The following is a 22,952-nucleotide window of genomic DNA, read 5'->3' on the forward strand; positions in this document are numbered from 1 at the left end:
CCGCTTACGCCCTGACTGAGATTGCCCGTTTCGTCTGGGTCAGACCAGACGTCCCGGTGCACCAATCACTTATAAATAACACTAGAAGGTTTGGTATGGAGGACATCTCCCCCCAATGGCGCATGGCAATCGATTTGGAGCGCTGTATCGGTTGTCATGCCTGCTCGGTCGCCTGCAAGGTCGAAAACCAAGTGGAACTTGGCCACTTCAGAACCAAGGTCTATTACTACGACCAAGGCGAATTTCCTCACACACAGCGCAGCTTTCTTCCGGCCTTGTGCATGCAGTGCGCCGATGCACCCTGTATCAAGGCGTGCCCTACGCATTCCATCGAAAAGGGCAAGGACGGCATTGTTCGAATCAACGTGGATACGTGTGATACCTGGGGCAGCTGCGTGACCGCCTGCCCATACGGCGCCCTGCACATTGATCAGGTCCAGTGGGTCGCCGACAAGTGCGACTTCTGTAGCCACCGCCTGGAACAGGCCATGCAGCCTGCCTGCGTCGAAGCCTGCCCAACCGGCGTACTGGTCTTTGGTGATCTCAGCGATGCAGCAAGCCCAGTCGCGCAGTTCTACCAGAAGCGCGGAGCCGAGCTGGCCAGCCTCAAGCCTGAACAGGCCACTCAGCCGCAAGTGCTCTATCGAGGACTGGATCGCGTTGCGCCACGTGCCATCGAGACCAAGCTGCCACACGGACGCAACCACGACCCGCATTCCTACGAGATCGATACGTGGGCGGAGCTCGGTACGCCTACCTGAACACGCTTGCGTCCTGTCCCTTTTCGAGCATGAATCAATGAAACGTCGCACGTTCATCAAATCCGGAATGGCAGCGCTCGCGCAGCTTAAACTGGGTGAATACATCTATCTGGGCGTAGGTACCGCCGTTGGTGCCGGTGGTGTCGCTGCCGCCCTGGCCATGGATCCACCGCCCCGCAAGACCAAGCATGACTACAGTCAGGCCAAACGCGTCAAAAGCGTATGCCTGAACTGCTCCACCGTATGCGGTATCGAAGGCTTTGTCATTGATAACCAGGTCGTCAAGATTCGTGGCAACCCTCTCGATCCAAACATGGGTAGCTACATGACCTGCGCCAAAGGTCAGAGCGGGCCGACGATCAATGACTATCCCGAGCGACTGCTTTATCCTCTGAAGCGGGCGGGCGCTCGGGGCGAAGGTTTATGGCAACGGATTAGCTGGGATGAAGCTTATACAGAGATTGCCTCGCGCATTCAGCGCAGTATCGATGCAGGGCACCCCGAACGGGTCGCCTTGCATGCCGGACGCTCTCGCATCGATGCGGAAATTAAGCGTTTTTTAGGCGCTATAGGCTCACCCGTACAGCTCAACCATCGCGCCTTGTGCTCGGCCAGCAAGCGCGGCGCCAACTACATCAGCCTGGGCGACACCGACTGGGAATCCATCGATGCCGAGCGCTGCCGATACTTTCTGAATTTCGGCTCTAATTTTTATGAGGCCCACCAAGGCGGTCTGCATTTGGCCAAGCGTGTGGCAACCGCCCGCTTCGATCATGGTGCCAAACTTGTAACCTTCGACGTTCGCCTATCCAACACTGCTGGCCGCAGCGATGAGTGGCACGCGCCTTTTCCGGGTACCGAGGGTGCCATTGCACTCGCCATGGGCCATGTCATCATGCGCGAGGGTGAATACGACCGCAGGTTCATGGAGCACTTCGTCAATCTGGATATTGATAAAGTTCATGATTTCCTGGCTCCCTACACGCCTGAATGGGCGGCCCAGCAGTCAGGGATCGTCGCCAGCGACATCGAACGCCTTGCACTTGAATTTGCTCGCCAGCGCCCCGCTGCTGTGGCGTTTACCAACCGAGGGACAGGCGCCCATTACAATGGACTCAATGCTGAACGCGCCGTGGTCATGCTCAATGCCCTGGTTGGCGCTGTAGGCCAGCCGGGTGGTTACTGCTATGGCCTGGAAGAAAAGCTCAGCGCCACTCGCTACCTGCAGCCGCAACCTGTGCCGCCCAAGCCGAAGCTGAGAACGGATCTGGAAGATCCACCCGAGTGGCCACTGGCCAACCGCTGGCAGGAGATGAAGGTGGGCCAGATTGTGTATGACTACATCCGCCAAGGCCGCGCCAAGGTTGATGTGTATCTATCCTATACGATCAGCTCCCCCATGACCTGGCCTGAGGGCCGCTCGACAACGGTCGAGGTGCTCAAGGATGAATCCCTGATCCCTTTTCATGCCTGCTCCGACGTAGTTTATTCAGAGATGGCCCATTACGCCGATCTGATCCTGCCGGATGCAACCTACCTGGAGCGCTGGGGGCTTGATACCCGTAACAGCCTGGAACTCCAGCACTTCGTTACCTTGCGTCAACCCATGGTCCAGCCACCGGGCGAAGCGCGTAGCTATGCCGATGTGCTGTTTGATATTGGCCGACGCCTCGGCCCGGAACAGGCCAGATACTTTCAGTTTGGTGACCATGAGGCGTTTGTCCGACACCAATGCGCCAACATACCGGCTGGCGAAGAAGCTGATGGCTTCGAGTATATGAAAAAGCATGGCGTATACGTCGACCGCAGCGCTCCGAAAAGCTACGAGGTACATCGCCGTCGCCTCACGCCTGAACAGCTCCGCAACACGAGAGTCGACGAAGCCACGCAGGTCATCTACACGGCCAATACGGCCGGCCAGGAAAGTGCTATTGGCCTAATGATCAAAGAGGACGGGATTCGCACAGCAGTCAGAGGTTTCCAGACACCCTCTCGGAAATTCGAGCTGTACTGTCCGGAGCTGGTCAAGGTCGCTACGACACTCGGCATTACCGATGACGGTCTGCCCAGTTATATCCCTATTCCTGCGCACCAGAACCTGCCGGAAGACCGGTTCATCCTGACCAGCTTCAAATGGAATGTGCATACTCAGGCCCGGACAGCCAATCAGAAATACCTGACGGAAATCGTCCATGACAATCCCATGTGGATCAATGCATCCACTGCCGCGTCACTTGGCCTTAAAACCGGCGACTGGGTTGAATTGACCACCTACCGCCCGGTCAGCGGCCCGCATGGTGACCAGGCCTATAGGGGGACAGGTGAGCCTGTAGGCTCCGAGCGTGTTCGTATTTTCGTAACCCAGGGCATACATCCTCGCGTGTTTGCGGTATCCAACAGCCTTGGCTATCTCGTATCGGGTCGCGCTGCCCTTGCACGTCAGGGCAAGCGCAATACCGAAGCGACACTTGGCCAGCAGGGTTATGGAGGGACTCCAGAACAGGATGACCTAAGCACCTCGCTCTGGTGGGATGAACGCCAGGGCGGCCGCGGTAACGGTTACAACGTGAACCGAATTATTCCCATCAATCCACAACCGCTCATTGGTAATCAGGCCTGGTTCGATACGGTTTGTACCATCCGCAAAGTCGAAGGTAGAGAGGCGTGAAAAGGTAGGCAGAGGTCTAGGCCATGCCACAACGTACGCGACAATGCGTTCATGGACATCGCGATAAATAACTAATAGAGTCTAATCGGTACGGCCTTGCTTATAGCCAAAAGCTATGGCAAGGCTGTCTCGACTGCAATCCATTCTGGCTTCAACACCTTAAGCTGTACCTTGCCGTAGTTATGCTTCCCTGCGTTTCCCTCTAGCATTCATACGCCTCGTCCCGCTCGACAGTTTGACTAGCCATCAACCCTTTCCCGCAGGTTGATCCGCCTTACCCATGAATACCGTTTATCTCGTTCTGATTCTGCTACTGGTAGCGTCTGCAACCGGTGTGGCTGCCCGCTTCCTACCCGTACTTCCGACACCACTGGTTCAAATCGCATTTGGTGCCTTGCTGGCCTGGCCTGCCGGCGGTCTGCATGTGGAACTTGAGCCTGAAATCTTCATGCTGCTGTTTATTGCTCCGCTTCTCTTTGCCGATGCGCGACGCTTCCCGCAAAGGGAGTTCATGATTCTACGAGGTCCTATCCTGGCGTTGGCCCTGGGTCTGGTGTTGATGACGGTGGTTGGTGTCGGCTATGTCGTGCATTGGATATTCCCTCACCTGCCCTTGCCCGTCTGCTTTGCGCTCACTGCTATTCTGTCTCCCACCGATGCCGTGGCGGTGTCCGCCATTTCCGGTCGTCTCCCCGTTCCGCCGCGGCTCATGCATATCCTCGAAGGCGAATCGTTGATGAACGATGCCTCAGGCCTTGTGGCGTTCAAGTTTGCAGTTGCGGCAGCGCTTACCGGCGCGTTTTCCATCATGGATGCCACTGTGGGCTTCTTCATGATCTCGATAGGTGGTCTCGTCATCGGCGCGGCCATGGCCTTTGTTTTCAACTTCATCAGAACGCGCCTGATCGAGCGCCGACTGGGCGAAGCTTCAACGATCCAAATCGTGCTTCTACTGCTTCTGCTGCCCTTTGCAGCTTATCTGGTGGCTGAGCATTTCAATATGTCGGGCATCCTGTCCGCCGTAGCTGCGGGGATGGTCATTAACTATAAGGACCTGAAACGTCAGGACCAGACCAGCTCACGCATTCAAACGCGCAGCGTTTGGGACATGCTTGAGTTTGTGCTCAACGCCCTAGTCTTCCTGCTCCTAGGTTTTCAACTACCCGAAATTATCGAGGGTGCTCTGCACTATGCGGAGCAGAATGGCGGTACGCTCGAATTCTTCAAGCTGCTGGGTCTGGTCGGCCTGATTTCCCTATCATTGTTTGCCATGCGGTTTGTCTGGATTTTGGGCGCAGCCCACCTGCCTCGCCTGCTGTCCAGGCGTAAAGCCAGACCCAGGGTATCGATGCGCGTCATTCTTGCGGGTAGCCTAGCTGGTATCCGCGGCACGGTAACCTTGGCAGCAGCGCTCTCCTTACCGGTCGCAATGAATGACGGCACTCCCTTTCCAGCACGAGAGCTACTTATCTTCCTGGCTACCGGCGTCATTATGTTTACCTTGATTGCCGGCAGTATCGGCCTTCCCTTGGTGCTTCGGAATCTGCACTTGCCAAAGGACACCAAGGCGTATGAAGAGGAGCGAACAGCCCGCATTCGCGGCGCTGAAGCAGCTATTCGTCGAATTGAAAGCTACCGACAGGAAAAAGCCAAGAAACTGGCCGAGCACAAGGGTGATGAAGAAATCATCATTGCGTTCAATGACGTTACGCTCCAGCTGATGGACTACTACCACAAGCGGCTGGAAATCAATAATGTCGAGCTCTCCACACCTGTCCTGGAAAGTCGCCGGGAGCTGGAGCGTGAAACCCGTCTGGAAGCATTGAAAGCTGAGCGTCATGAGTATTACAAGTTGCGCAGCAAGCACATTATCAATGACAACACCTTACGCAAACTCGTGCGTGAGGCAGACCTGCTTGAGACCGCTCTGGGCAACAACGCTGAGAAATCTCATTAAATATCGGTGACACTGATATCCCGCGGGAGCCTGAACCGGTCCTGCAGGGTTGCCGGTAACCATTGGATTTTCTTAAGGCAAATAAAAACCCCGCCGAGGCGGGGTTGTCAGTAATGCGGTTCTAACGGTGCTGACTAAGCTCATAGGAGGTGATGAGATTGCAGTTTCAAGATATCCCATCCAACCAAAACAAAAGCTGAACAGCCTTTAATCTTCTAGGGTGAGCCAAACGTGCAGACATCAAGGCGTTATCTGAGCGCTTTGGAACCTAGATCAAAATGATATAAAGGCAATTAGCCATTACCATTAACCCTGTGATCTAATAACCTACATTTATTGTGGAATGGAAGATCATCTTGGGTTTCACTCATGCCAGCAAGGATGCCAGCGAGTTTCGTATCGACAGTGCTGTAGCGGCCATCGATTCAGCACGCTTTCAGACATATGCCTCTGAGGTTTGCCGTCTGGCCTTGGTACTCGATGGCAGTATTCACCCTGAATACGCAGACAAGGCACGTTATCTGATAGACCGGTTGATTCAGATCGACACTGAACTTGAAGCGCTGCTCGGTTCTGCCAAGGCGCTGATAGCCGAATCCAGAAACTATCAACGCCCAAAGCCGACCCCTGATTATGTAGAGCCGCCTTTGCAACCAGGACTGGACATACGTCCCTTCTCAGACGGCAGACGACTCGACTGACCTCAGGACGTTGCAGCTCGCATGGAGGGGCCTGGCTTGGGTAATACCCGCTTGCGCCATGTCGCCAGTTTTTCAAGCGTAATGCAATCCTGCCAGTCAGCGAGCGCAACGCCTTGGTCAGCCAGGCGCTCACGTAAATCCTTCAGGTAATGATGCAGGACGATGGGGTTGCTGAAATAAGCACTGTTCAACGGCTCGGAACTGAACAGGATGCCATTTTCCTTATCGTGAACCATGAAGCTGAAAGTTCTGTACGCCTCACCTTGTTTAAAGACGCAGCGAAGAGGCGCCAGGGCGTATCGGATCTTTCCACAAATGGCTTCGTAACGTAAATGTTGCATAGGTCCCTGCCCAACTACAGATAACTAGGTTGCGCAAAGACCTTACAGATGAGAATTAGTTCAATTTAAACAATAAACTAGGCTGTAATCTTATAGCAAACTCTCATCTATGGTATGCAGATTATGCCTGATGAAAAGGCTCACGGTTCGCCTGAACCTGATTTCTGCCGTCACGTTTGGCACGGTAAAGCGCCTGATCCGCGTTCATGATGAGCTTCTTGCCGGAACACTCATCACCACGACTAGGTACATACGCATGGACACCGCAACTGACCGTTACATAGCCGGTGGGGTTACCGGGATGCGCCAGCTTGAGCTCTCGTACGTTTTCACGAATCCGCTCCGCAACCAGAACGGATCCATCCAGATCACTTCCTGGTAGAAGTACCGAAATCTCCTCGCCACCATAGCGAACAGCAACATCGCTGGGGCGGTTGAGGCTTTTCTGGATGGCTTTGGCGACACGTTGCAGACAATCGTCGCCGCCTGGATGGCCAAAGAGATCGTTATACGTCTTGAAGTAGTCGATATCGATCATGATCAGACCGACCGGATGAGAATAACGAAGCGCGCGCCCCAGCTCCGCAGGCAGCAACGTATCCAAATACCGTCTATTGGCGAGACCAGTCAGACCATCGTGCATGGCCAGCTTTTTAAGTTCCTGTTTGGCACCGACCAGATCAGCCTCTGCCTGTATGCCATGTTGAATCTGCCTGAGCAGTAAAAGCCCAAACATCGTCATGCCTAGCAGCATCAGCGCCACCATGGCAACGGCTCTGCGCGTCTCGTCAGTCCAATTAGCCAGAACAGCTTTTTTGGACAAGGCGGCACCCATCACCAATGGATAACGCTCTAACTGGCGATAACCATACATGCGCTCAACGTTATCCACGGACGCGCGGACCACCGCGACACCTACAGGTGCGCCGGGAAGGTAATTACTGAAAATCGGACCTTGCTGAATGCTTTTGTTAACGTATTCATCTTTAAAAGGTCGTCGGGCGATGATCGAGCCATCGGTCAGGGCAAGAAAGATCGCGCCCTCGTCATCAAGCTTGAAACTGTCATAGAACTGTTGGAAATAGCTCATCTTGACCGTAGCCAACACAATGCCACCAAAGCTTCCATCAGGCTTGTTGAAACGCCGCGAGATCGGAATGATCCAGTTGTTGGAAGAGCGGCTGCGCACGGCATGATCAATGTGTGGCGTCAGATTGAAATTGGAGACATGCTGCTTGAAGTAGTTACGGTCCGCATTGTTGCTATTGGCCGGTATCGTCGGAAAGGATGTCGCCAGCCAATTGCCCTTCTCGTCATAGACGAACAACCCCTCGAGCTGTGGAAGGTCCTGCACATGCCGCCTGAGCAGCATACTCATCCGAGTCATGTGCTGGGCGCTGGTGCCATCTATTTCCATACGCTCCTGCAGACCGAGCAGTACAGCATCAGCCTCGGTGAACGTATCTTCAGCATGCTGGGCCAAGGACTTTGCAAGGTTGGAGGTCATGACCTCGCCTTCGCTGATCTGGACATTTCGCGAATTCCAGACCTGCCAAGCCGTCAATGCCACCATTGACAGGCAAACCGTGACCAAAAAGAGAATCGTCAGGAGCTGTAGCGGTAACCGCTTGGCCTTCGAGTCGTACCCATTTTCGAGATCAAGCATATCTAGGCAAACCTGGAAGACCAAAAGCCTGAAACAAAGATTGCATACTGTAAGCGTTAATGCTGCAAATCACCTTAATTCATAGAGTGCCGTCCTGCACCCTAAGTCACATGGCGACAGCATTAATTTACAGTCGCTGCGTTGCCAGCACCTCAAACGCCTGCTCATCCGCGTTACGTCCACGCCAGGCGAGAATTTTACCGGGACGGAAATTACGGGAGTCAATCATCGACTTGGTCAACCTGAGCTCGCCACGCAACCAGGCCGGATCATCCGGCGAGAGCGAGGTGGGCGCCTGCTCCAGGCAAGAATAGAAGGCTCGCTGTCCATTCAGGTCGACATTCATGATCTGAATAACTCGGTCCCGGGGCTGAGCATCGCCAGCCAGAATATCGGGGATCAGATAGGCATTGAGGAACACATCGGCGATCTGGACAAGATCGCTTGAGATATTTTTGAACGCTACGACTTCCACCCGTACGCCCTTCGCCTGAAGCGCCTGTGCCAGCGCGACAAAATCACCGTCGCCTGTCACCAGCACGACCCGATCCAGCTTGTCAGCTTGGGTCAGGACATCAACAGTGAGTTCCACATCGACATTGCCCTTGCGGGACGTGCCTGTATCGTTGTTGTAGCGCTTGACCGGCTTGATTAACAACCGAAACCCGGCGCCCTGGATACGGGCTACGTGGGCAGCATGCCAGTTCGCATACTCGGGCTTTTCTTCGGCCAGCACTTCGTCGAAGGCATGATAAGCCTTGGCGATAGTGACTACGCTGGATGCCTCATAGAAACGCCTGAGCGTTTCGTAGCGCATGTAGCTGCCGCCACTTGAGCTGATATTGTCTGAATCGACGTAGATGCCTGTGCGCACGGGTAACCCTTACTGAACTGCAAACCATGACAACGTCCGATGAACGCTATCAGTATAGATCGCTAATATACCCTGCCGCGTCCATCCGCCGAAGTCACAGGTTATCAGAATGACATCAGGGACCTGAAAACAGTAGTCTGTCGAACCAAAAAGACAAAAAGACAGTCGGTCAACCGGCTGAACTCGACGCTTCAGAAATCACATGCCCGCATTTTGCTGTTATGCGAAACTGCTCACTCTTGCCGTTTCGCTGCAAGAAGAGAAAGAAGAATAAAACCCTTTGAGGTGTCACTTGAAGAAGCTGTATGTGCTAGGAACCTTGGCGGCATGCTTTTGTGCTGCTGCGCTGGCTGAAACAGACCGCGCTGCCCCTTCAGTCAGGGAACATGACAAGAGTGTTTTTATCGACAAGCTCATGAAACAAATGACGCTTGAAGAAAAGATAGGCCAGCTCAACCTGGTAAGCGTTGGTCCTGACTACACCAAGGACGCCATCATGGCGGACATTCGGGCCGGCAAGGTAGGCGCGATGTTCAATACGGTCACTCGGCCCGACATTCGTCAGATGCAGGTCCAGGCGGTAGAGCACAGCCGCCTCAAGATTCCACTGTTATATGCTTATGATGTGGTGCATGGCCACCGCACCATTTTTCCTATCAACCTGGGGATGGCGTCCAGCTGGGATCTGGATGCGATTGCCTTGAGCGGGCGCATTTCAGCAGAGGAAGCCAGTGCAGACGGTCTGAATCTCACCTTCTCCCCGACAGTTGACGTCACTCGTGACCCTCGCTGGGGACGGGTTTCCGAGACCTTTGGTGAAGACAGCTACCTGACCTCAAGGATTGCCGGCACACTGATCAAGGCGTATCAGGGTGACGACCTGGCGTCTGCGCATTCGATTATGGCCAGCTTCAAGCACTTCGCGTTGTACGGCGCGACTGAAGGCGGTCGTGATTACAACACGGTCGACATGAGCCCCCAGCGCATGTTCCAGGACTATCTTGCCCCCTACAAGGCGGCGGTGGAGGCAGGCTCGGGCAGCGTCATGGTTTCCCTCAATGCCATTAACGGCATTCCTTCCACAGCCAATCGATGGCTGTTAAAGGATTTGCTGAGGGACCAGTGGGGATTCAAGGGTCTCATCATCAGCGACCACGGCGCCATCAACGAGTTGATCCGTCACGGCGTCGCCGAAGATGGGCGCGAAGCCGCAAAACTCGCTATCAAGGCAGGCGTGGACTTGAACATGCACGACGACTTGTATGGCACCCAGCTTCCTGCCCTGCTCAAGAGCGGCGAAGTCAGCCAACAGGAAATCGACGATGCCTGCCGTTATGTACTCAGCGCCAAATATGACCTGGGCCTGTTCAAGGACCCTTATGCCTTCTTGGGCAAACCGAACGATCCACCTTTTGATACCAACGCCGAGAGCCGCTTACACCGGGAAGCCGCGCGGGAGGTAGGCCGCAAAAGCCAGGTCCTGCTCAAGAATAAAGGCAACCTGCTTCCACTTGAAAAGAACGGTACCATTGCGGTTATCGGTCCCCTGGCCAAGAGCCAGCGCGACGTAATGGGAAACTGGTCAGCCGCCGGGATGACCCAGCAAGCCGTCTCCCTTTATCAGGGCCTGGCTAACGCGGTCGGTGACAAGGCCACACTGGTCTATGCCAAAGGCGCCAACATTACTGATGACGCCAGCATTCTTGCCTATCTGAACTCCTACGACCCTGCTGTCGAGGTGGACCACCGCTCTACCGAAGACATGATCGAGGAAGCGGTAGAGGTAGCCTCGAAAGCGGATGTCATTGTCGCCGCGGTAGGTGAGTCGCAAGGCATGGCCCATGAAGCATCCAGCCGCGCCCATATCGATATTCCGAACAATCAGCGCCGCTTGATCAGAGCCTTGAAAGACACTGGTAAGCCTCTGGTACTGGTGCTGATGAATGGCCGACCACTGGATCTGAGTTGGGAAAGCCAACAGGCCGACGCGCTACTGGAAACCTGGTTTAGCGGCACTGAGGGCGGTAACGCTATCGCCGATGTCTTGTTTGGCGATTACAACCCCTCCGGCAAGTTGCCCATGACCTTTCCACGCTCGGTTGGCCAGATACCCATCTATTACAATCACCTCAATACCGGCAGACCGTTCAATCCCAAGGACCCAGGCAAATACACGTCTCGCTATTTCGATGAGGCTAACGGACCGCTGTATCCCTTCGGCTACGGCTTGAGCTACACCACTTTCGACCTTTCCGATATAACGCTCTCCAGCGGCACGCTGCACCGAAATGGCGAACTGAAAGCCAGTGTGACGCTGAAAAATACGGGACAGCGCGCGGGCGAGACGGTTGTACAGCTGTACCTGCGAGACGTTACTGCCTCAATCAGTCGTCCGATCAAGGAGCTGAAGAATTTCCGCAAGGTCATGCTGCAACCTGGCGAAGAAAAGGTTATCGACTTCGACATCAGTGAAGAAGACCTCAAGTTCTACAATGCGGATCTGAGGTACGCCGCTGAGCCCGGTGCATTCAAGGTCTATATCGGACTGGATTCGGAAGAGGTAAAGGAGCAGCAGTTCCGCCTGCTTTAACCCGCTGGAAGTGCCGGGCCATCCGGCACTTCTTCACCCTGCTACCCTACCAGCAGTTGGGTGACCGTATGGATGATCAGTCCAACCAGTCCGCCTACGAGCGTGCCGTTGATACGGATGAACTGCAGGTCTCTGCCTACGTTCTTCTCAAGCTGTTCGACCAACTCGTCAGTGTTCCACGCTTCGACTCGCTCGGCGATGTAGTCTCCCACCTGACCGCGATAACGCTCAATGACAGGAGGCGCTACCTCCTCGATCTGGTCATTGATCCATTGTCGCATAGGCGCATCCGCTGCCAGCGCAGCCCCCAGCCCCTGGGTCAGACGAATCAGGCGTCGACGTATTGAGGAATCGTCCTTGCCCAGATCATCCTGCAGCCAGTCGATCAGATCATCCCAGAGCCCTTGCAGATACCCGGCAATGGCGGGGTGCTCGATCAGCTGCATACGGACCTGCTCGCCTTTCACCCGAAATTCGGGATCGTTCTTGAGCTTCTCGATGAAGTCGGCAACATAATGATCGAAGCGAGCCCTCATCTCATGATCCTTGTCTTCGCTGATCTCGGTAATGAGCATCGAGATCCGCTTGACGACCTTCTCGGCCGACCAGCGCCCCGCATACTCATCAAGCCGAACATAGCGCAACGCGCTGAGCTCTGAAGAGATCGCACGGGCAATCATCGCCTGAGTATCTTCGTCCCTCATCATGCGGTCGATCTCACGCAGCACATCATCGAGCATGGCCTGATGGCGCCGGTCTGCCGTCATGACATCCAGCAACTGCCCGCTCAACAGTGCCAGGTCAACCTGCTGCAACCGAGCCGTCGCCGTGCGCTGGATGAAGCGCTGAACACGCTCATCCCGCAAGGCACCTACACCGAATCGGGCCATCCCTATCAGATGATTCCCCAGGGCTTCGGCATGGTGAGGCTTTTGCAGCCAGCCGGCCAGCTGGTCGGCTGCGTTGAATTCTCTGACCTTTGCCATCAGCTGAGGGGTGGACAGGAAATGAAGACAGATGAAATCCGAAAGCTTGCGCCCTATGCCCGCCTTGTTACGTGGAATGATAGCCGTGTGAGGAATGGGCAGCCCCAGGGGATGCCTGAACAGCGCGGTAACCGCAAACCAGTCGGCGATCGCGCCAACCATCGCCGCCTCGGCAAAGGCGGCGACATATCCCCAGGCAGGATGGATGTCATGCAGTGCGGCAGCGACCGCATACAGGACAGCGGCTGCCAGCAACAGGCAGCCCGCCAGAACCTTCATGCGAAAGACTGGGGACTGCCAGCGATCGGATTTTGCAGGTGCATCAGGTGTTACAGGTTCGTTGGCCAAAACGGTCCTCGCTCGGGTCGTTGTTCCTGTCTGGGTGACGGAGCAGGCTGCGCTCAGTCCCGGTAATACACTTTGACCAGGTGATAGCCAAATTTGCTTTTGACCGGACCATGAATATCACCGACCGACTTCTTGAAAATTACCTGATCGATCACCCTGACCATCTGGCCCGGCTTGACCTCGCCAAGGTCGCCGCCCCGCTTTCCTGAAGGGCAAATCGAAAATTTCTTCGCCAGTACGTCAAAGGCCTCGCCTTTTTCAAGGCGCTTCTTGAGGGCGTCCGCCTCGTCGGATGTCTTGACCAGAATATGTTTGGCCATGGCTTTCATAAAAGGGAACCTCAGGGTCGATAATGGCCGACCCGCTGTTTATCCAGTGGAGAGATGGCAGGTTGATGACTGAACGCCTCAGTCTTCCAACGCGTTCTTTAGCGCTTCATAGGAGGGCGCCGCGTAGATGTCGAGCTCGGCGCAGAGATCCAGTACGCGCTGCACGTCATGGGTGTACACCAGAACGGCTTGCAGCTCATCATCAAGTGGCTCACTGAAATCCATCAGGGTGTAGCCACCCTTTTCCTTGTACATGCTGCTCAGCTGAACCTGGATCCGATTGAGCGCCTTGAGTGGTTCAACCTTCACCAGCTGCTTGGGTTTGATGTTGAACGGCACATCCTTGCCGAAGGAATCCATGATGTGCTGGAGCAGCTCATCGTAGCTATCGGCCTGGAACAGTACCGTTTCCGGCAAACTGCCGACTACTACCCACTCGCCCAGCGAAATCGGGAAGGTCTCGTCGTAATTGATATCCGGATTGGCTGCCAGGAACGCTTCGGGATCGGCATAAGCTTGTGCAGCTTCGTCAGCGATCCGCGCGATCTCCTCATCGCTCATACAGCCGGAGCTGATTAGGGTGATCAGTTCAAGGAGTTGGTCTTTCATGTGAGGCATCCGGAAATAATCGAATGCCTAGTGTACAGGGAGGCGCTGCCGGATGCCGACTCGCTGGCCCAGCGGCGTGGTATTACCGCTGGGCCGACTGATCAGCGCTAAGGCTTGCGGTACAGCCCAATGATGCCGGAAAAGTCCTTGCCGCCCTCACCTCGCTGGCTCATGCTCTGGTAGAGCTGCTGTGCCAGCGCACCCAACAGAACCGGTTGGCGCACCTGCTTCGCCGCTTCAGTGGCAAGCCCCAGATCCTTGAGCATGAGGTCAGCCCCAAACCCACCGGTGTAACCTCGTGAAGACGGCGCCGTCTCGATGATACCCGGCCAGGGGTTATAGGTATCCGAACTCCAGCAGCGTCCGGTAGAGGTATTGATGATGCCGGCCAGAACCTTGGTGTCGATGCCGAGCGCATCGCCCAGCGCCATGGCTTCTGCAACACCGATCATGCTGATGCCCAGCAGCAGGTTGTTACAGACTTTGGCGACCTGCCCGGTTCCGACCTCACCACAATGCACGATATTCCTACCCATATCAGAGAGTACCGGCTGTATGAGATTGAACAGCTCAGGCGTCGCACCGACCATGAAGGTCAAGGTGCCCGCCTGCGCGCCACCGGTCCCCCCTGAAACCGGCGCATCGGCCATGGCGACACCTCGCCCTGCCGCCACCTGGGCGACCTCCCGGGCGGTCTGAGGGTCGATGGTGCTGCTGTCAACTGCTACGGCTCCGTCAGGCAGCGCTGCCAGAAGCCCCTCTTCACCCAGGTAGACGCTACGCACATGGGCCGCGGCAGGCAGCATGGTAATGACCAGCTCACATTCCAGTACGGCGTCCCGGGCGGAGTTTGCCGCCTTGGCGCCCGCTTCCGCCAAGGCGCCAACCGCCTGTGCGTTGACATCGAAGACCGTGAGCGCATGTCCGGCTTTCAGCAGGTTATGCGCCATCGGAGCCCCCATGTTTCCCAAACCGATAAAGGCAATACGCATGGCTATTCTCCTTCTGTAACGTTGACGACCGCGCCGATCAACGCAAGGTAATCGTGGTATTCACCCCATCACTGACACTGTCATCGTCGAACCAGCGGGCCGTGATGGTTTTGGTCTGGGTATAGAACTGAACAACCTGCTTACCGTAGGGCCCCAGATCACCCAATTTGGAGCCGCGAGAACCGGTAAAGCTGAAGAAGGGAACTGGTACCGGGATCGGAATATTGATTCCTACCTGACCAACATCGATTTCACTCTGGAATTTGCGAGCCGCTGCACCGCTCTGGGTAAAGAGCCCAGTTCCGTTACCGAAGGGGTTGCGATTTACCAGAGCAATCGCCTCATCCAGCGTATCAACTTCGAGGGTCAGCAGAACCGGACCAAAGATTTCTTCCGTGTAGATACGCATGTCTGTCGTAACGCCGGAAAACAGTGTAGGTCCTACGAAATTACCCTGCTCGTATCCGGGCACCTGAACATTGCGGCCGTCAAGCAGCAATGAAGCACCTTCCGCCACCCCGCTTTCAATCAGACCGAGCACACGTTCCCTGGCCTGTTTGGAGATCAGCGGACCAACGTCAGTCCCCGGTTCGGACCCGGCATTGACCTTGAGTTGTTCAGCCTTGGCCTTGAGCTCCGGCAGCCATTCGCGCGTCTTACCTACCAGAACAGCCACCGAAGTGGCCATGCAGCGCTGGCCGGCAGCACCAAAAGCCGCACCTACCAATGCATTAAGCGTCTGCTCCTTGTTGGCATCGGGTAACACCACCGCGTGATTCTTGGCGCCCATCATCGCCTGCACACGCTTGCCGTGCTGACCCGCCAGATTGTAAACATGAGTACCAACGGCTGTAGACCCGACAAAGGAGACAGCCTTTATATCGGGATGAGTACACAGCGCATCGACTACGTCCTTTCCACCGTGTACCACATTGAGTACACCGGGTGGAATGCCGGCCTCAAGCGCCAACTCGACCAGCTGCATCGTGGAAAGCGGGTCCTGCTCGGAAGGCTTGAGCACGAACGTATTGCCACAGACGATAGCCATGGGGAACATCCACAGCGGGATCATGGCCGGGAAATTAAAGGGTGTAATGCCTGCGCAGACGCCAATGGGCTGGCGTAGCGTATAAGTATCCACCTCGCCCGCCACGTTTTCGGCAAACTCGCCCATCTGCAAGCTACCCACCGAGCAGGCGTGCTCGACGACCTCCAGACCCCGGAAGATGTCACCCTCGGCATCGGCCAGGGTCTTGCCCTGTTCAGCGCTCAACGTTTGGGCAATGGGCTTCATATGCTCACGGATCAATGCCTGATACTTGAGCATGATGCGCATACGCGCACCGATAGGCGTACGCTTCCAGCGGGTGAACGCCTGCTGGGCAGCAGCGATCGCCGCATTGACCTCATCGGCCGTGGCAAACGGAACACGGGCGAGCACCTGCTGAGTCGCCGGGTTGACAATATCGCGCCACTCCTGCGTTTTGGAGTCCACCCACTCACCGTTGATCAGCAGTTTGACTTGGCTGATATCAGCCTTGGCATCATTCAAGGGGGCGTTCATAGGGATTCTCCTGAGGTGGAATTGACCATGCCAACGGGGCGGGAAGCGGTAGTGGAAATAGCGGAGCGGCCGACCTGAGGATCCGGCTTCATCAGGGCCGTACAAAGCAATGCGATCGCACCCATGACCAGCAGATAGACGATGACGTATCGCGGATTGCCTTCTCCCAGCGACAGCAGCGTAGTGGCGATCATGGGTGCAAAGCCGCCGCCCAGCACGCCAGCAAACTGCACGGAAAGCGAAATTCCGCTATAGCGAATCTGCGCCGGATACTGACGGGCAAACAACAGTGACTCAGGCGCATACAGGATGGGAAACACTACGCCCACGGCCAGCACCATGGCCCACCAAACAAGCAGGGGTTCACGTGTTCCCAGCATGGCAAAGAAGGGATAAACAAAGGCGCACAACAGGAGCAGCCCGGCAAAATAGAGACGCCGCTGCCCTACCCGATCAGAGAGGTAACCACAGAACGGCATGGTGACCAGGGACAGTGCAGCACCGGCGGTAATGGCATTCAGTACACTGGCGCGGGGAATCTGGAGCTGATTGGCGGCATAGGCCAACGCAAAGGTGACCGCCATATAGAACCAGGCGTTTTCAGCCGTGCGGGCGCCGATGATGGCCAGAGTTTCCCGAGGGTGCTCCTTGAGCACTGTAAACAAGGGGACCTTGACCTTACGCTCCTCCTGCTTGAGCCGTTCAAAGTCAGGCGACTCCGCCACCTTTACCCGGATCAGCCAGCCAATACCCAGCAGTACCACACTGGCCAGGAATGGCAGCCGCCACCCCCAGGCCAGCATATCTTCCTCTGGCAAAGTGGCCACCGCACCCATGGCCAGCGAGGCCAGTACCAAGCCTGCCCCAACACCAGTCTGCGGCAGACTGCCGTAAAAGCCTTTTTTGCCTTCCGGCGCATGCTCGACCGCCATCAGCACGGCGCCGCCCCACTCTCCGCCTACGGCCATGCCTTGCAGGAAGCGCATGACTACCAACAGCAAGGCTGCCCAATAGCCGATCTGGTCATAGGTGGGAATCAGGCCGATGGCGATGGTAGGAACGCCCATCAACATGAGCGTCAGCAATAACATGGATTTTCGCCCAATCCGGTCACCGAAATGACCAAACACGATGCCGCCCATGGGACGACCAAGAAATCCTACGGCGTAGGTGGCAAAAGCAGCCAGTACGCCACTCATGGGATCGAGGGCAGGAAAGAACAGCTTATTGAAGACCAATGCCGCAGCAGTGCCGTAGAGGAAAAAGTCATACCACTCAATGGTGGTTCCGGCCATGCTGGCCAACCCGGCGATCCGATAGTGCTTGCGACCAGATGAGGTCGCTCTGGATGATGTCGTGCCTGCAGTCATAAACGCCTCCGCTTATTGTTGTTGTGCGAGGTGTCATCAGCCGAAATCGCGTTCTGGCGCTTGCGGCTGTTTCGGAGTATAGGTGTGCAAACTTCCAATAAAAACGCACAAAAAAGCCGAACCGATATGCAAAAAAATCTCATGTCCCCTGCCGCACTTGACTGGGACGATCTCAAGTTTTTCCTGGAAGTAGCCCGGACACGAACGGCTACCGGCGCGGCCCGCAGGCTAGCGGTGGACTACACAACAGTGTCACGTCGTATTCGTATTCTGGAGCAGACGCTAGGCGCCTTACTGTTTGAAAAATCACGCAGCAGCGGCTTTGCAATGACCACCGAAGGCCAGCGGCTCCTAGGCTATGCAGAGGCTATCGAGAGCACGCTGCAATCGGCCTGTGAAGAGGTTGCCGGCGCAGGGCTGGCCCTGTCGGGACATGTCCGAATTGGCTCCACAGAAGGGTTCGGCAGCTTCTTCATCGCGCCGCAAGTCAGCCATTTTCAGCAAACCTATCCAAGCCTGACGGTCGATGTCTTGCCGGTTCCGCATTTCATCAGCCTGTCCAAACGTGAGGCAGACATTGCCATTACCCTGGAGCGGCCTGAACGAGGGCCTTACGTCTGCACGAAACTGTGTGATTACCAGCTCAAACTCTATGCGACTCCGGGCTATCTAGAGCGGCACGGCCCCATTCATGATCGGAGCGATCTGGCTGAGCATACCTTTATCACCTATGTAGATGATCTCGCTTTTAGCCCGGAGCTGTTGTATTTGGAACACGCTGTTCCAAGCGCTCGATCGGTGTTACGCAGCACCAGTGTAATCGCTCAATATACGGCGGCGCTTCAGGGACGCTCGCTGGCGATCTTGCCCTGCTTTCTGGCCGGCCCGGATCCCCGTTTGCAACCGCTGCTTTCGGAGGAAATCCAAATAACACGGCATTTCTGGATGTATTGTCAGGAGGATTTGCGGGCATTGAAGCGCGTTACGCTACTTTGGGACTATCTCAAAGCCTGCGCCGAACTAAACGAACCACTGTTAAGCGGCGCCTCCAGTGAAATGAGATTCATCGATCCTTCGTGACCTACAGCGTATCTAACGCTTCTACCACCCACAGGTTTTACCGGACATATGAAACAAGTACGGTGCTCTATGTGTCCTTGTTACAAAATCGACAACGCACCGTTTCGAACACCCATACAGCGAAACGGCCTAACGCAGTATCCTAACGACCAGGTGCTGGTCGACGGGTCGGCGTTTCCACACTTCACCGAAACCTATCCAATGCACACCATCAGCCATGCCTCAACACCCTGACTGGATCATCTGCGAGCACTGCGATTCGGTCTACCATCGCCGCCCACTCGCGCGGGGCGAAGCTGCCCGCTGCGTGCGTTGCGATGCCGTGATCGAGCGCAGCAGACGGCTCAATGTCGAACAGTTGTTCGCCCTTACGCTGGCAGCTGGCATCCTGTTCATATTTGCCAACGTCTTCCCCATCATGCACATCAGCTTGCAAGGGCTTAGCAACGAGGCCACGCTCTGGGAATCTGTCGAGGCATTGGCTCAAGGTCGTATTACGTTGATTGCGCTGGTGGCAGGCCTGGCGATTATCTTCGCGCCGCTGTTTCAGATCCTGCTGCTGGGCTGGGTGCTGGGTTACGCTTACGTGGGCGAAATGGCCCCAGGGTTCAGGGCCTGTATGCGGGCGCTTGAGCATTTACGACCCTGGAGCATGCTGGAGGTCTGCCTGCTTGGCATTCTCGTAGCCATTATCAAACTGGCCGGTATGCTCAACGTTTCGCCTGGCGTCGGCTTATGGGCTATGGCCATGCTGACGGTGCTGATTATTCTCATTGCCGGTCGTGACATCCGCTACCTCTGGGACGATCTGGAGGTGCCGGTTACATGAATAAACCGCCCTACGCGCGCGAACTCAAGGTTTGCCTGTGTCATACCTGTGGATTTGTCTGCCCTGAGGGAGCGCATGAATGCCCGCGCTGCTATTCGCCGGTTCATACGCGCAAACCCAACAGCATCGCCCGTACCTGGGCGTTTCTGCTTGCTTCGATCATCTTTTATGTGCCAGCCAATGTCCTGCCGGTGATGTATACCAGCATGTTCAGCGGGGGCAGTGAAAATACGATCATGAGCGGTGTCATCGAGTTCTGGCAGCACGGCTCGTGGGACATCGCTATCCTGATTTTCATTGCCAGCGTTGCCGTGCCCTGCATGAAATTTTGCGTCCTGGGTACTTTGCTGATTACCTGTCAAAGGCGCAGCCACTGGGCCATGCGCGAACGGGCCAAGCTTTATCGCTTCGTAGAGCTGATCGGCTATTGGTCGATGCTCGATGTGTTGGTCGTGGCCCTGGTGGCTGCGCTAGTTCAATTCCGAGCCTTGAGCACGATCGAGCCCCGTCTGGGTATCCTGTTCTTTGGCCTGGTTGTTGTGTTGACCATGCTGTCTGCCATGAGCTTTGATCCGCGCCTGATCTGGGACGCTGAGGTAAATGATGTCGAATAACCCGAACACTATTTTTCCAACCCCTGGCACGCCTCAGATCAGAAAGCGGCGCTTCAGTATTTCCCTGGTCTGGCTGGTCCCGATCGTGGCGGCTCTGGTAGGGCTATCCATGGTCGTCAACAGCTGGTTGCGGGCAGGTCCTCAGGTCAACGTCAGTTTTCAAACGGCTGAGGGGCTTGAAGCAAACAAGACCCAGGTAAAGTACAAGAACGTGGTAATCGGTACGGTTACCCGGATCGCCCTCAGCGAAGACCGCACCCACGTTACCGCCACGATTGACCTGGATAAGTCAGCCGAACCCTTTACGCGCGAGGATACCCAGTATTGGGTGGTCCGTCCGCGTATCGGCGCCAACGGGGTTTCCGGTGTAGACACACTGCTCTCCGGTCCCTTCATCGGTGCGGACGCTGGCCGTTCCGACGTGACCAAAAAAGATTTCGTCGGACTGGAAAACCCTCCTCCTGTCACCTACGGGCAAAGGGGCAAGCGCTTTACCCTTCATACCGACGATCTTGGCTCATTGGATATTGGCTCGCCGGTCTACTATCGCCGCATTCAGGTAGGCCAGGTCATCTCGTATAACCTGACGGAAGATGGCAAAGGGGTAGATGTTCAGGTGTTCGTCAATTCGCCCAACGATGCGTTTGTGACCGACGATACCCGCTTCTGGAATGCCAGCGGCATTGACGTCTCGGTTGATGCCAGCGGCCTGAAGGTCAACACCCAGACGATCCCCTCCATTCTGGCGGGCGGCATTGCCTTCCGGGAGCCTAATTACAGCCCGGACGCCAAACCAGCTCCAGAGCACTACGAGTTCACGCTCTATAACGACCAGCAGACGGCGCTGGCGCCTCCCTCCGGCGAACCTCGGTTTATTCGCCTACGGTTCAATCAGTCCTTGCGCGGACTTGCGGTGAATGCCCCCGTGGAGTTCCTGGGGGTGAATATCGGCCGGGTTGTCTCAGTGGATCTTGATTATGACCCCAAAACGCAGCGGTTCCCGACTACGGTAGGTGCAGTGGTCTATCCGCAGCGTCTGGGCAGTGCCCATGACAAGCTGGTCAAGCAGATCGGCGGTGAAAGCGAAGAGCAATCCGCTCAACTGATCAAGCGTCTGGTCGAGCAAGGTCTGCGAGCCCAGGCCCGCACGGGCAACCTTCTGACAGGACAGCTTTATATTGCGCTGGATTTCGATCCCAAGGCGGCCAAGGTCAGCTTCAACCCCAACAGTCGTCCTCTTGAGATTCCGACGGTTCCAGGCGGGTTCGATAAGCTACAGGAGCAGCTGCAGGCTATGGTCGACAAGATCAGCAAGCTACCTATCGACTCGATTGCCAACAACCTGAACGGCAGCCTGAACGAGTTGCAGAAAACGATGAAACAGGTCAATGGCGATGTGTTGCCGCAAATGCGAGGTACGCTCGAGGAGCTGCAAAACACGCTCAAGACCGCCAACGAAACGTTGGATGAAGATTCGCCGGCACGTCAGCAGGTCAACCAGGCCATGGACGAGGTCCAGCGAACCGCTCGCTCCGTGCGTGTACTGACCGATTATCTGAGCCGCCATCCCGAGTCGCTGATTCGTGGCCGTACCGAGGAAGCGGCGCCCGGCTCCTATAAAGGGAAGTCATCCTCTCGAGACATTGAAATGGAGTCCCAGCCATGACCCTTCGCTTATCGCTGGCTGCAATAGCGGCCACGCTGGGGCTTGCCGCGTGCAGCTCAGCCCCTACGCATTACTACACACTACTGCCTCCCCTGTCTGGCCAGGCGGCTTCTCACACCGCCCCCGCAGCGTTTCAGTTCGAGCTTGCGCCTGTGCGCATGCCTGTGCAGGTTGACCAGCCCCAACTGGTGGTGAGGCAAAGCAATGGTAGCCTCGCCATTCTGGAGTCCGAACGCTGGAGCGCGCCGCTTGGCGATGAATTTCATGACGCCCTGGCAGGTCAGCTGGAGCAACAGCTCGGCGTCCGGGATCTGGCAGGACTTCCCAAAACCTCCGGCAAGCCGGTGTTGACGCTACGCACTGATGTACGCCGCTTCGACATGCTGCCCGAGCGGTATGCCTTGATTGATGTGGTTTGGAGTCTTAACCTGAGAAGCGAAGGTAGCCCACGCCGAACGTTGACCTGCAGCAGTATCATTCGCGAACCTGCCGGCATGGAGCTTGAAAGCCTCGTCATAGCCCATCAGAAGGCTATTGCTACTCTAGCCAAAACCATTGCGCAAACCGCGCAGCGTTGGAACGAACTGCCGACTACAGAATGCCCATGATGATCGATTGGTACCTGCGTATCCGCCACGCCTGCTCACAAACCAGTGTCTTTGAAGTCTGCTTTGCCTTCGGCACCGCGTTTGTCCTGTTATTTCTACCCGTCGAGCAAGCAAGCGGCTTGGCCAAGCGCCTGCGAGAGCATAGCGCCTATTTTGCGCAGAGCACGTCGTTTTCGAGCGATGCACTCTTTAGCCTTAGTGATGCTGAAATGAATTATCGAGCCGGAACGTTGACCAGCTGCAGTATTTAAGCCACTCCTCTGCTTCTCTGTATAAGGGGGGTAGTCGCCCTCTTGTACCTACTGCGTGTTTACTCAGGCTTTACGGCTGATGAGCCCTTCTCACAGGCAGTAGGCTTTCTGCCTGTGTAGCCCCTGCTGTTTTGAACCAGGCCGCCTT

At 55.9% G+C, this 22,952-nt stretch carries 20 protein-coding genes; 11 read left to right on the top strand and 9 right to left on the bottom strand.

What is annotated here, in order from left to right; translation table 11 throughout:
* Positions 1–95: 95 nt before the first annotated feature.
* The 4 genes from B3729_RS20345 (at position 96) to B3729_RS20360 (ending at position 6,087) form a co-directional block, all read left to right on the top strand.
* Entirely contained in the window at positions 96–761 is a 666-nt protein-coding gene (locus B3729_RS20345; RefSeq protein ID WP_286788833.1) for a 4Fe-4S dicluster domain-containing protein, read from the top strand.
* Between the two features lie 37 nt (positions 762–798).
* On the top strand, positions 799–3,429 hold the full coding sequence (locus B3729_RS20350) for a molybdopterin-containing oxidoreductase family protein (protein ID WP_286788834.1): 2,631 nt from the start codon (positions 799–801) through the stop codon (positions 3,427–3,429).
* 280 nt (positions 3,430–3,709) lie between these two features.
* A complete protein-coding gene (locus B3729_RS20355; protein WP_286788835.1) occupies positions 3,710–5,386 on the top strand; it encodes a Na+/H+ antiporter in 1,677 nt (558 codons plus the stop codon).
* 356 nt (positions 5,387–5,742) lie between these two features.
* The gene (locus B3729_RS20360) at positions 5,743–6,087 is read left to right on the top strand and encodes a hypothetical protein (RefSeq protein ID WP_286788836.1); all 345 of its coding nucleotides are present in this window, start codon (positions 5,743–5,745) and stop codon (positions 6,085–6,087) included.
* Positions 6,088–6,089: 2 nt separating this feature from the next.
* On the opposite strand, the gene B3729_RS20365 is transcribed toward B3729_RS20360, so the two are convergent.
* The 3 genes from B3729_RS20365 to B3729_RS20375 all read right to left on the bottom strand — a co-directional run bounded on the left by B3729_RS20365 (position 6,090) and on the right by B3729_RS20375 (position 8,968).
* A complete protein-coding gene (locus tag B3729_RS20365) occupies positions 6,090–6,428 on the bottom strand; it encodes a hypothetical protein (protein ID WP_286788837.1) in 339 nt (112 codons plus the stop codon).
* Positions 6,429–6,549: 121 nt separating this feature from the next.
* Positions 6,550–8,094 carry a sensor domain-containing diguanylate cyclase gene (locus tag B3729_RS20370; RefSeq protein WP_286788838.1) on the bottom strand — a complete coding sequence of 515 codons (1,545 nt, stop codon included), beginning with the start codon at positions 8,092–8,094 and terminating at the stop codon, positions 6,550–6,552.
* Between the two features lie 127 nt (positions 8,095–8,221).
* A complete protein-coding gene (locus B3729_RS20375; RefSeq protein ID WP_010798264.1) occupies positions 8,222–8,968 on the bottom strand; it encodes an NYN domain-containing protein in 747 nt (248 codons plus the stop codon).
* Positions 8,969–9,260: 292 nt separating this feature from the next.
* Between B3729_RS20375 and bglX the strand changes: the two genes are divergently transcribed.
* A complete protein-coding gene (gene bglX / locus B3729_RS20380) occupies positions 9,261–11,558 on the top strand; it encodes a beta-glucosidase BglX (protein ID WP_286788839.1) in 2,298 nt (765 codons plus the stop codon).
* Positions 11,559–11,599: 41 nt separating this feature from the next.
* On the opposite strand, the gene B3729_RS20385 is transcribed toward bglX, so the two are convergent.
* From B3729_RS20385 to B3729_RS20410, 6 genes are all read right to left on the bottom strand, one after another.
* Complete coding sequence (locus tag B3729_RS20385; protein ID WP_286788862.1) at positions 11,600–12,823, bottom strand: DUF445 domain-containing protein; 1,224 nt, start codon at positions 12,821–12,823, stop codon at positions 11,600–11,602.
* A gap of 122 nt (positions 12,824–12,945) precedes the next feature.
* A complete protein-coding gene (locus tag B3729_RS20390; RefSeq protein WP_010798261.1) occupies positions 12,946–13,221 on the bottom strand; it encodes a peptidylprolyl isomerase in 276 nt (91 codons plus the stop codon).
* A 78-nt stretch (positions 13,222–13,299) separates the two neighbouring features.
* Complete coding sequence (locus B3729_RS20395; protein ID WP_074826344.1) at positions 13,300–13,830, bottom strand: hypothetical protein; 531 nt, start codon at positions 13,828–13,830, stop codon at positions 13,300–13,302.
* A gap of 107 nt (positions 13,831–13,937) precedes the next feature.
* Positions 13,938–14,822, bottom strand: coding sequence for a 3-hydroxyisobutyrate dehydrogenase (mmsB, locus tag B3729_RS20400; RefSeq protein ID WP_286788840.1), 885 nt, complete (start codon positions 14,820–14,822; stop codon positions 13,938–13,940).
* A gap of 37 nt (positions 14,823–14,859) precedes the next feature.
* Positions 14,860–16,386: a CoA-acylating methylmalonate-semialdehyde dehydrogenase gene (locus B3729_RS20405; RefSeq protein WP_286788841.1), complete on the bottom strand. Its 1,527-nt coding sequence runs from the start codon at positions 16,384–16,386 to the stop codon at positions 14,860–14,862.
* Positions 16,383–17,756 carry an MFS transporter gene (locus B3729_RS20410; protein WP_286788842.1) on the bottom strand — a complete coding sequence of 458 codons (1,374 nt, stop codon included), beginning with the start codon at positions 17,754–17,756 and terminating at the stop codon, positions 16,383–16,385. Before B3729_RS20410 ends, B3729_RS20405 begins: the two co-directional genes overlap by 4 nt.
* A gap of 126 nt (positions 17,757–17,882) precedes the next feature.
* Here B3729_RS20410 and B3729_RS20415 point away from each other — a divergent pair, with 126 nt between their 5' ends.
* The 6 genes from B3729_RS20415 to B3729_RS20440 all read left to right on the top strand — a co-directional run bounded on the left by B3729_RS20415 (position 17,883) and on the right by B3729_RS20440 (position 22,804).
* Entirely contained in the window at positions 17,883–18,836 is a 954-nt protein-coding gene (locus B3729_RS20415; RefSeq protein ID WP_286788843.1) for a LysR family transcriptional regulator, read from the top strand.
* A 217-nt stretch (positions 18,837–19,053) separates the two neighbouring features.
* Positions 19,054–19,665 carry a paraquat-inducible protein A gene (locus B3729_RS20420; RefSeq protein ID WP_286788844.1) on the top strand — a complete coding sequence of 204 codons (612 nt, stop codon included), beginning with the start codon at positions 19,054–19,056 and terminating at the stop codon, positions 19,663–19,665.
* A complete protein-coding gene (locus B3729_RS20425) occupies positions 19,662–20,279 on the top strand; it encodes a paraquat-inducible protein A (RefSeq protein ID WP_286788845.1) in 618 nt (205 codons plus the stop codon). Before B3729_RS20420 ends, B3729_RS20425 begins: the two co-directional genes overlap by 4 nt.
* Positions 20,269–21,945 (top strand): intermembrane transport protein PqiB, encoded by a 1,677-nt coding sequence (locus B3729_RS20430; RefSeq protein WP_286788846.1) that lies wholly within the window; start codon positions 20,269–20,271, stop codon positions 21,943–21,945. The genes B3729_RS20425 and B3729_RS20430 overlap by 11 nt, the downstream gene beginning before the upstream one ends.
* On the top strand, positions 21,942–22,553 hold the full coding sequence (locus tag B3729_RS20435) for a PqiC family protein (RefSeq protein WP_286788847.1): 612 nt from the start codon (positions 21,942–21,944) through the stop codon (positions 22,551–22,553). The genes B3729_RS20430 and B3729_RS20435 overlap by 4 nt, the downstream gene beginning before the upstream one ends.
* Entirely contained in the window at positions 22,550–22,804 is a 255-nt protein-coding gene (locus B3729_RS20440) for a hypothetical protein (protein ID WP_019365693.1), read from the top strand. The genes B3729_RS20435 and B3729_RS20440 overlap by 4 nt, the downstream gene beginning before the upstream one ends.
* Positions 22,805–22,952 lie beyond the last annotated feature (148 nt).

The sequence above is a fragment of the Pseudomonas sp. UBA3149 genome (assembly GCF_002364655.1).
Lineage (GTDB): Bacteria > Pseudomonadota > Gammaproteobacteria > Pseudomonadales > Pseudomonadaceae > Chryseomonas > Chryseomonas luteola.

What these genes read in the sequence shown, in the direction of transcription:
- B3729_RS20345 (WP_286788833.1), top strand. Translation starts at nt 96, where the DNA reads ATGGAGGACATCTCCCCCCAATGGCGCATGGCAATCGATTTGGAGCGC.
- B3729_RS20350 (WP_286788834.1), top strand. Translation starts at nt 799, where the DNA reads ATGAAACGTCGCACGTTCATCAAATCCGGAATGGCAGCGCTCGCGCAG.
- B3729_RS20355 (WP_286788835.1), top strand. Translation starts at nt 3,710, where the DNA reads ATGAATACCGTTTATCTCGTTCTGATTCTGCTACTGGTAGCGTCTGCA.
- B3729_RS20365 (WP_286788837.1), bottom strand. Translation starts at nt 6,428, where the DNA reads ATGCAACATTTACGTTACGAAGCCATTTGTGGAAAGATCCGATACGCC.
- B3729_RS20370 (WP_286788838.1), bottom strand. Translation starts at nt 8,094, where the DNA reads ATGCTTGATCTCGAAAATGGGTACGACTCGAAGGCCAAGCGGTTACCG.
- B3729_RS20385 (WP_286788862.1), bottom strand. Translation starts at nt 12,823, where the DNA reads ATGAAGGTTCTGGCGGGCTGCCTGTTGCTGGCAGCCGCTGTCCTGTAT.
- B3729_RS20390 (WP_010798261.1), bottom strand. Translation starts at nt 13,221, where the DNA reads ATGAAAGCCATGGCCAAACATATTCTGGTCAAGACATCCGACGAGGCG.
- B3729_RS20395 (WP_074826344.1), bottom strand. Translation starts at nt 13,830, where the DNA reads ATGAAAGACCAACTCCTTGAACTGATCACCCTAATCAGCTCCGGCTGT.
- mmsB (WP_286788840.1), bottom strand. Translation starts at nt 14,822, where the DNA reads ATGCGTATTGCCTTTATCGGTTTGGGAAACATGGGGGCTCCGATGGCG.
- B3729_RS20405 (WP_286788841.1), bottom strand. Translation starts at nt 16,386, where the DNA reads ATGAACGCCCCCTTGAATGATGCCAAGGCTGATATCAGCCAAGTCAAA.
- B3729_RS20410 (WP_286788842.1), bottom strand. Translation starts at nt 17,756, where the DNA reads ATGACTGCAGGCACGACATCATCCAGAGCGACCTCATCTGGTCGCAAG.
- B3729_RS20415 (WP_286788843.1), top strand. Translation starts at nt 17,883, where the DNA reads ATGCAAAAAAATCTCATGTCCCCTGCCGCACTTGACTGGGACGATCTC.
- B3729_RS20420 (WP_286788844.1), top strand. Translation starts at nt 19,054, where the DNA reads ATGCCTCAACACCCTGACTGGATCATCTGCGAGCACTGCGATTCGGTC.
- B3729_RS20425 (WP_286788845.1), top strand. Translation starts at nt 19,662, where the DNA reads ATGAATAAACCGCCCTACGCGCGCGAACTCAAGGTTTGCCTGTGTCAT.
- B3729_RS20430 (WP_286788846.1), top strand. Translation starts at nt 20,269, where the DNA reads ATGTCGAATAACCCGAACACTATTTTTCCAACCCCTGGCACGCCTCAG.
- B3729_RS20435 (WP_286788847.1), top strand. Translation starts at nt 21,942, where the DNA reads ATGACCCTTCGCTTATCGCTGGCTGCAATAGCGGCCACGCTGGGGCTT.
- B3729_RS20440 (WP_019365693.1), top strand. Translation starts at nt 22,550, where the DNA reads ATGATGATCGATTGGTACCTGCGTATCCGCCACGCCTGCTCACAAACC.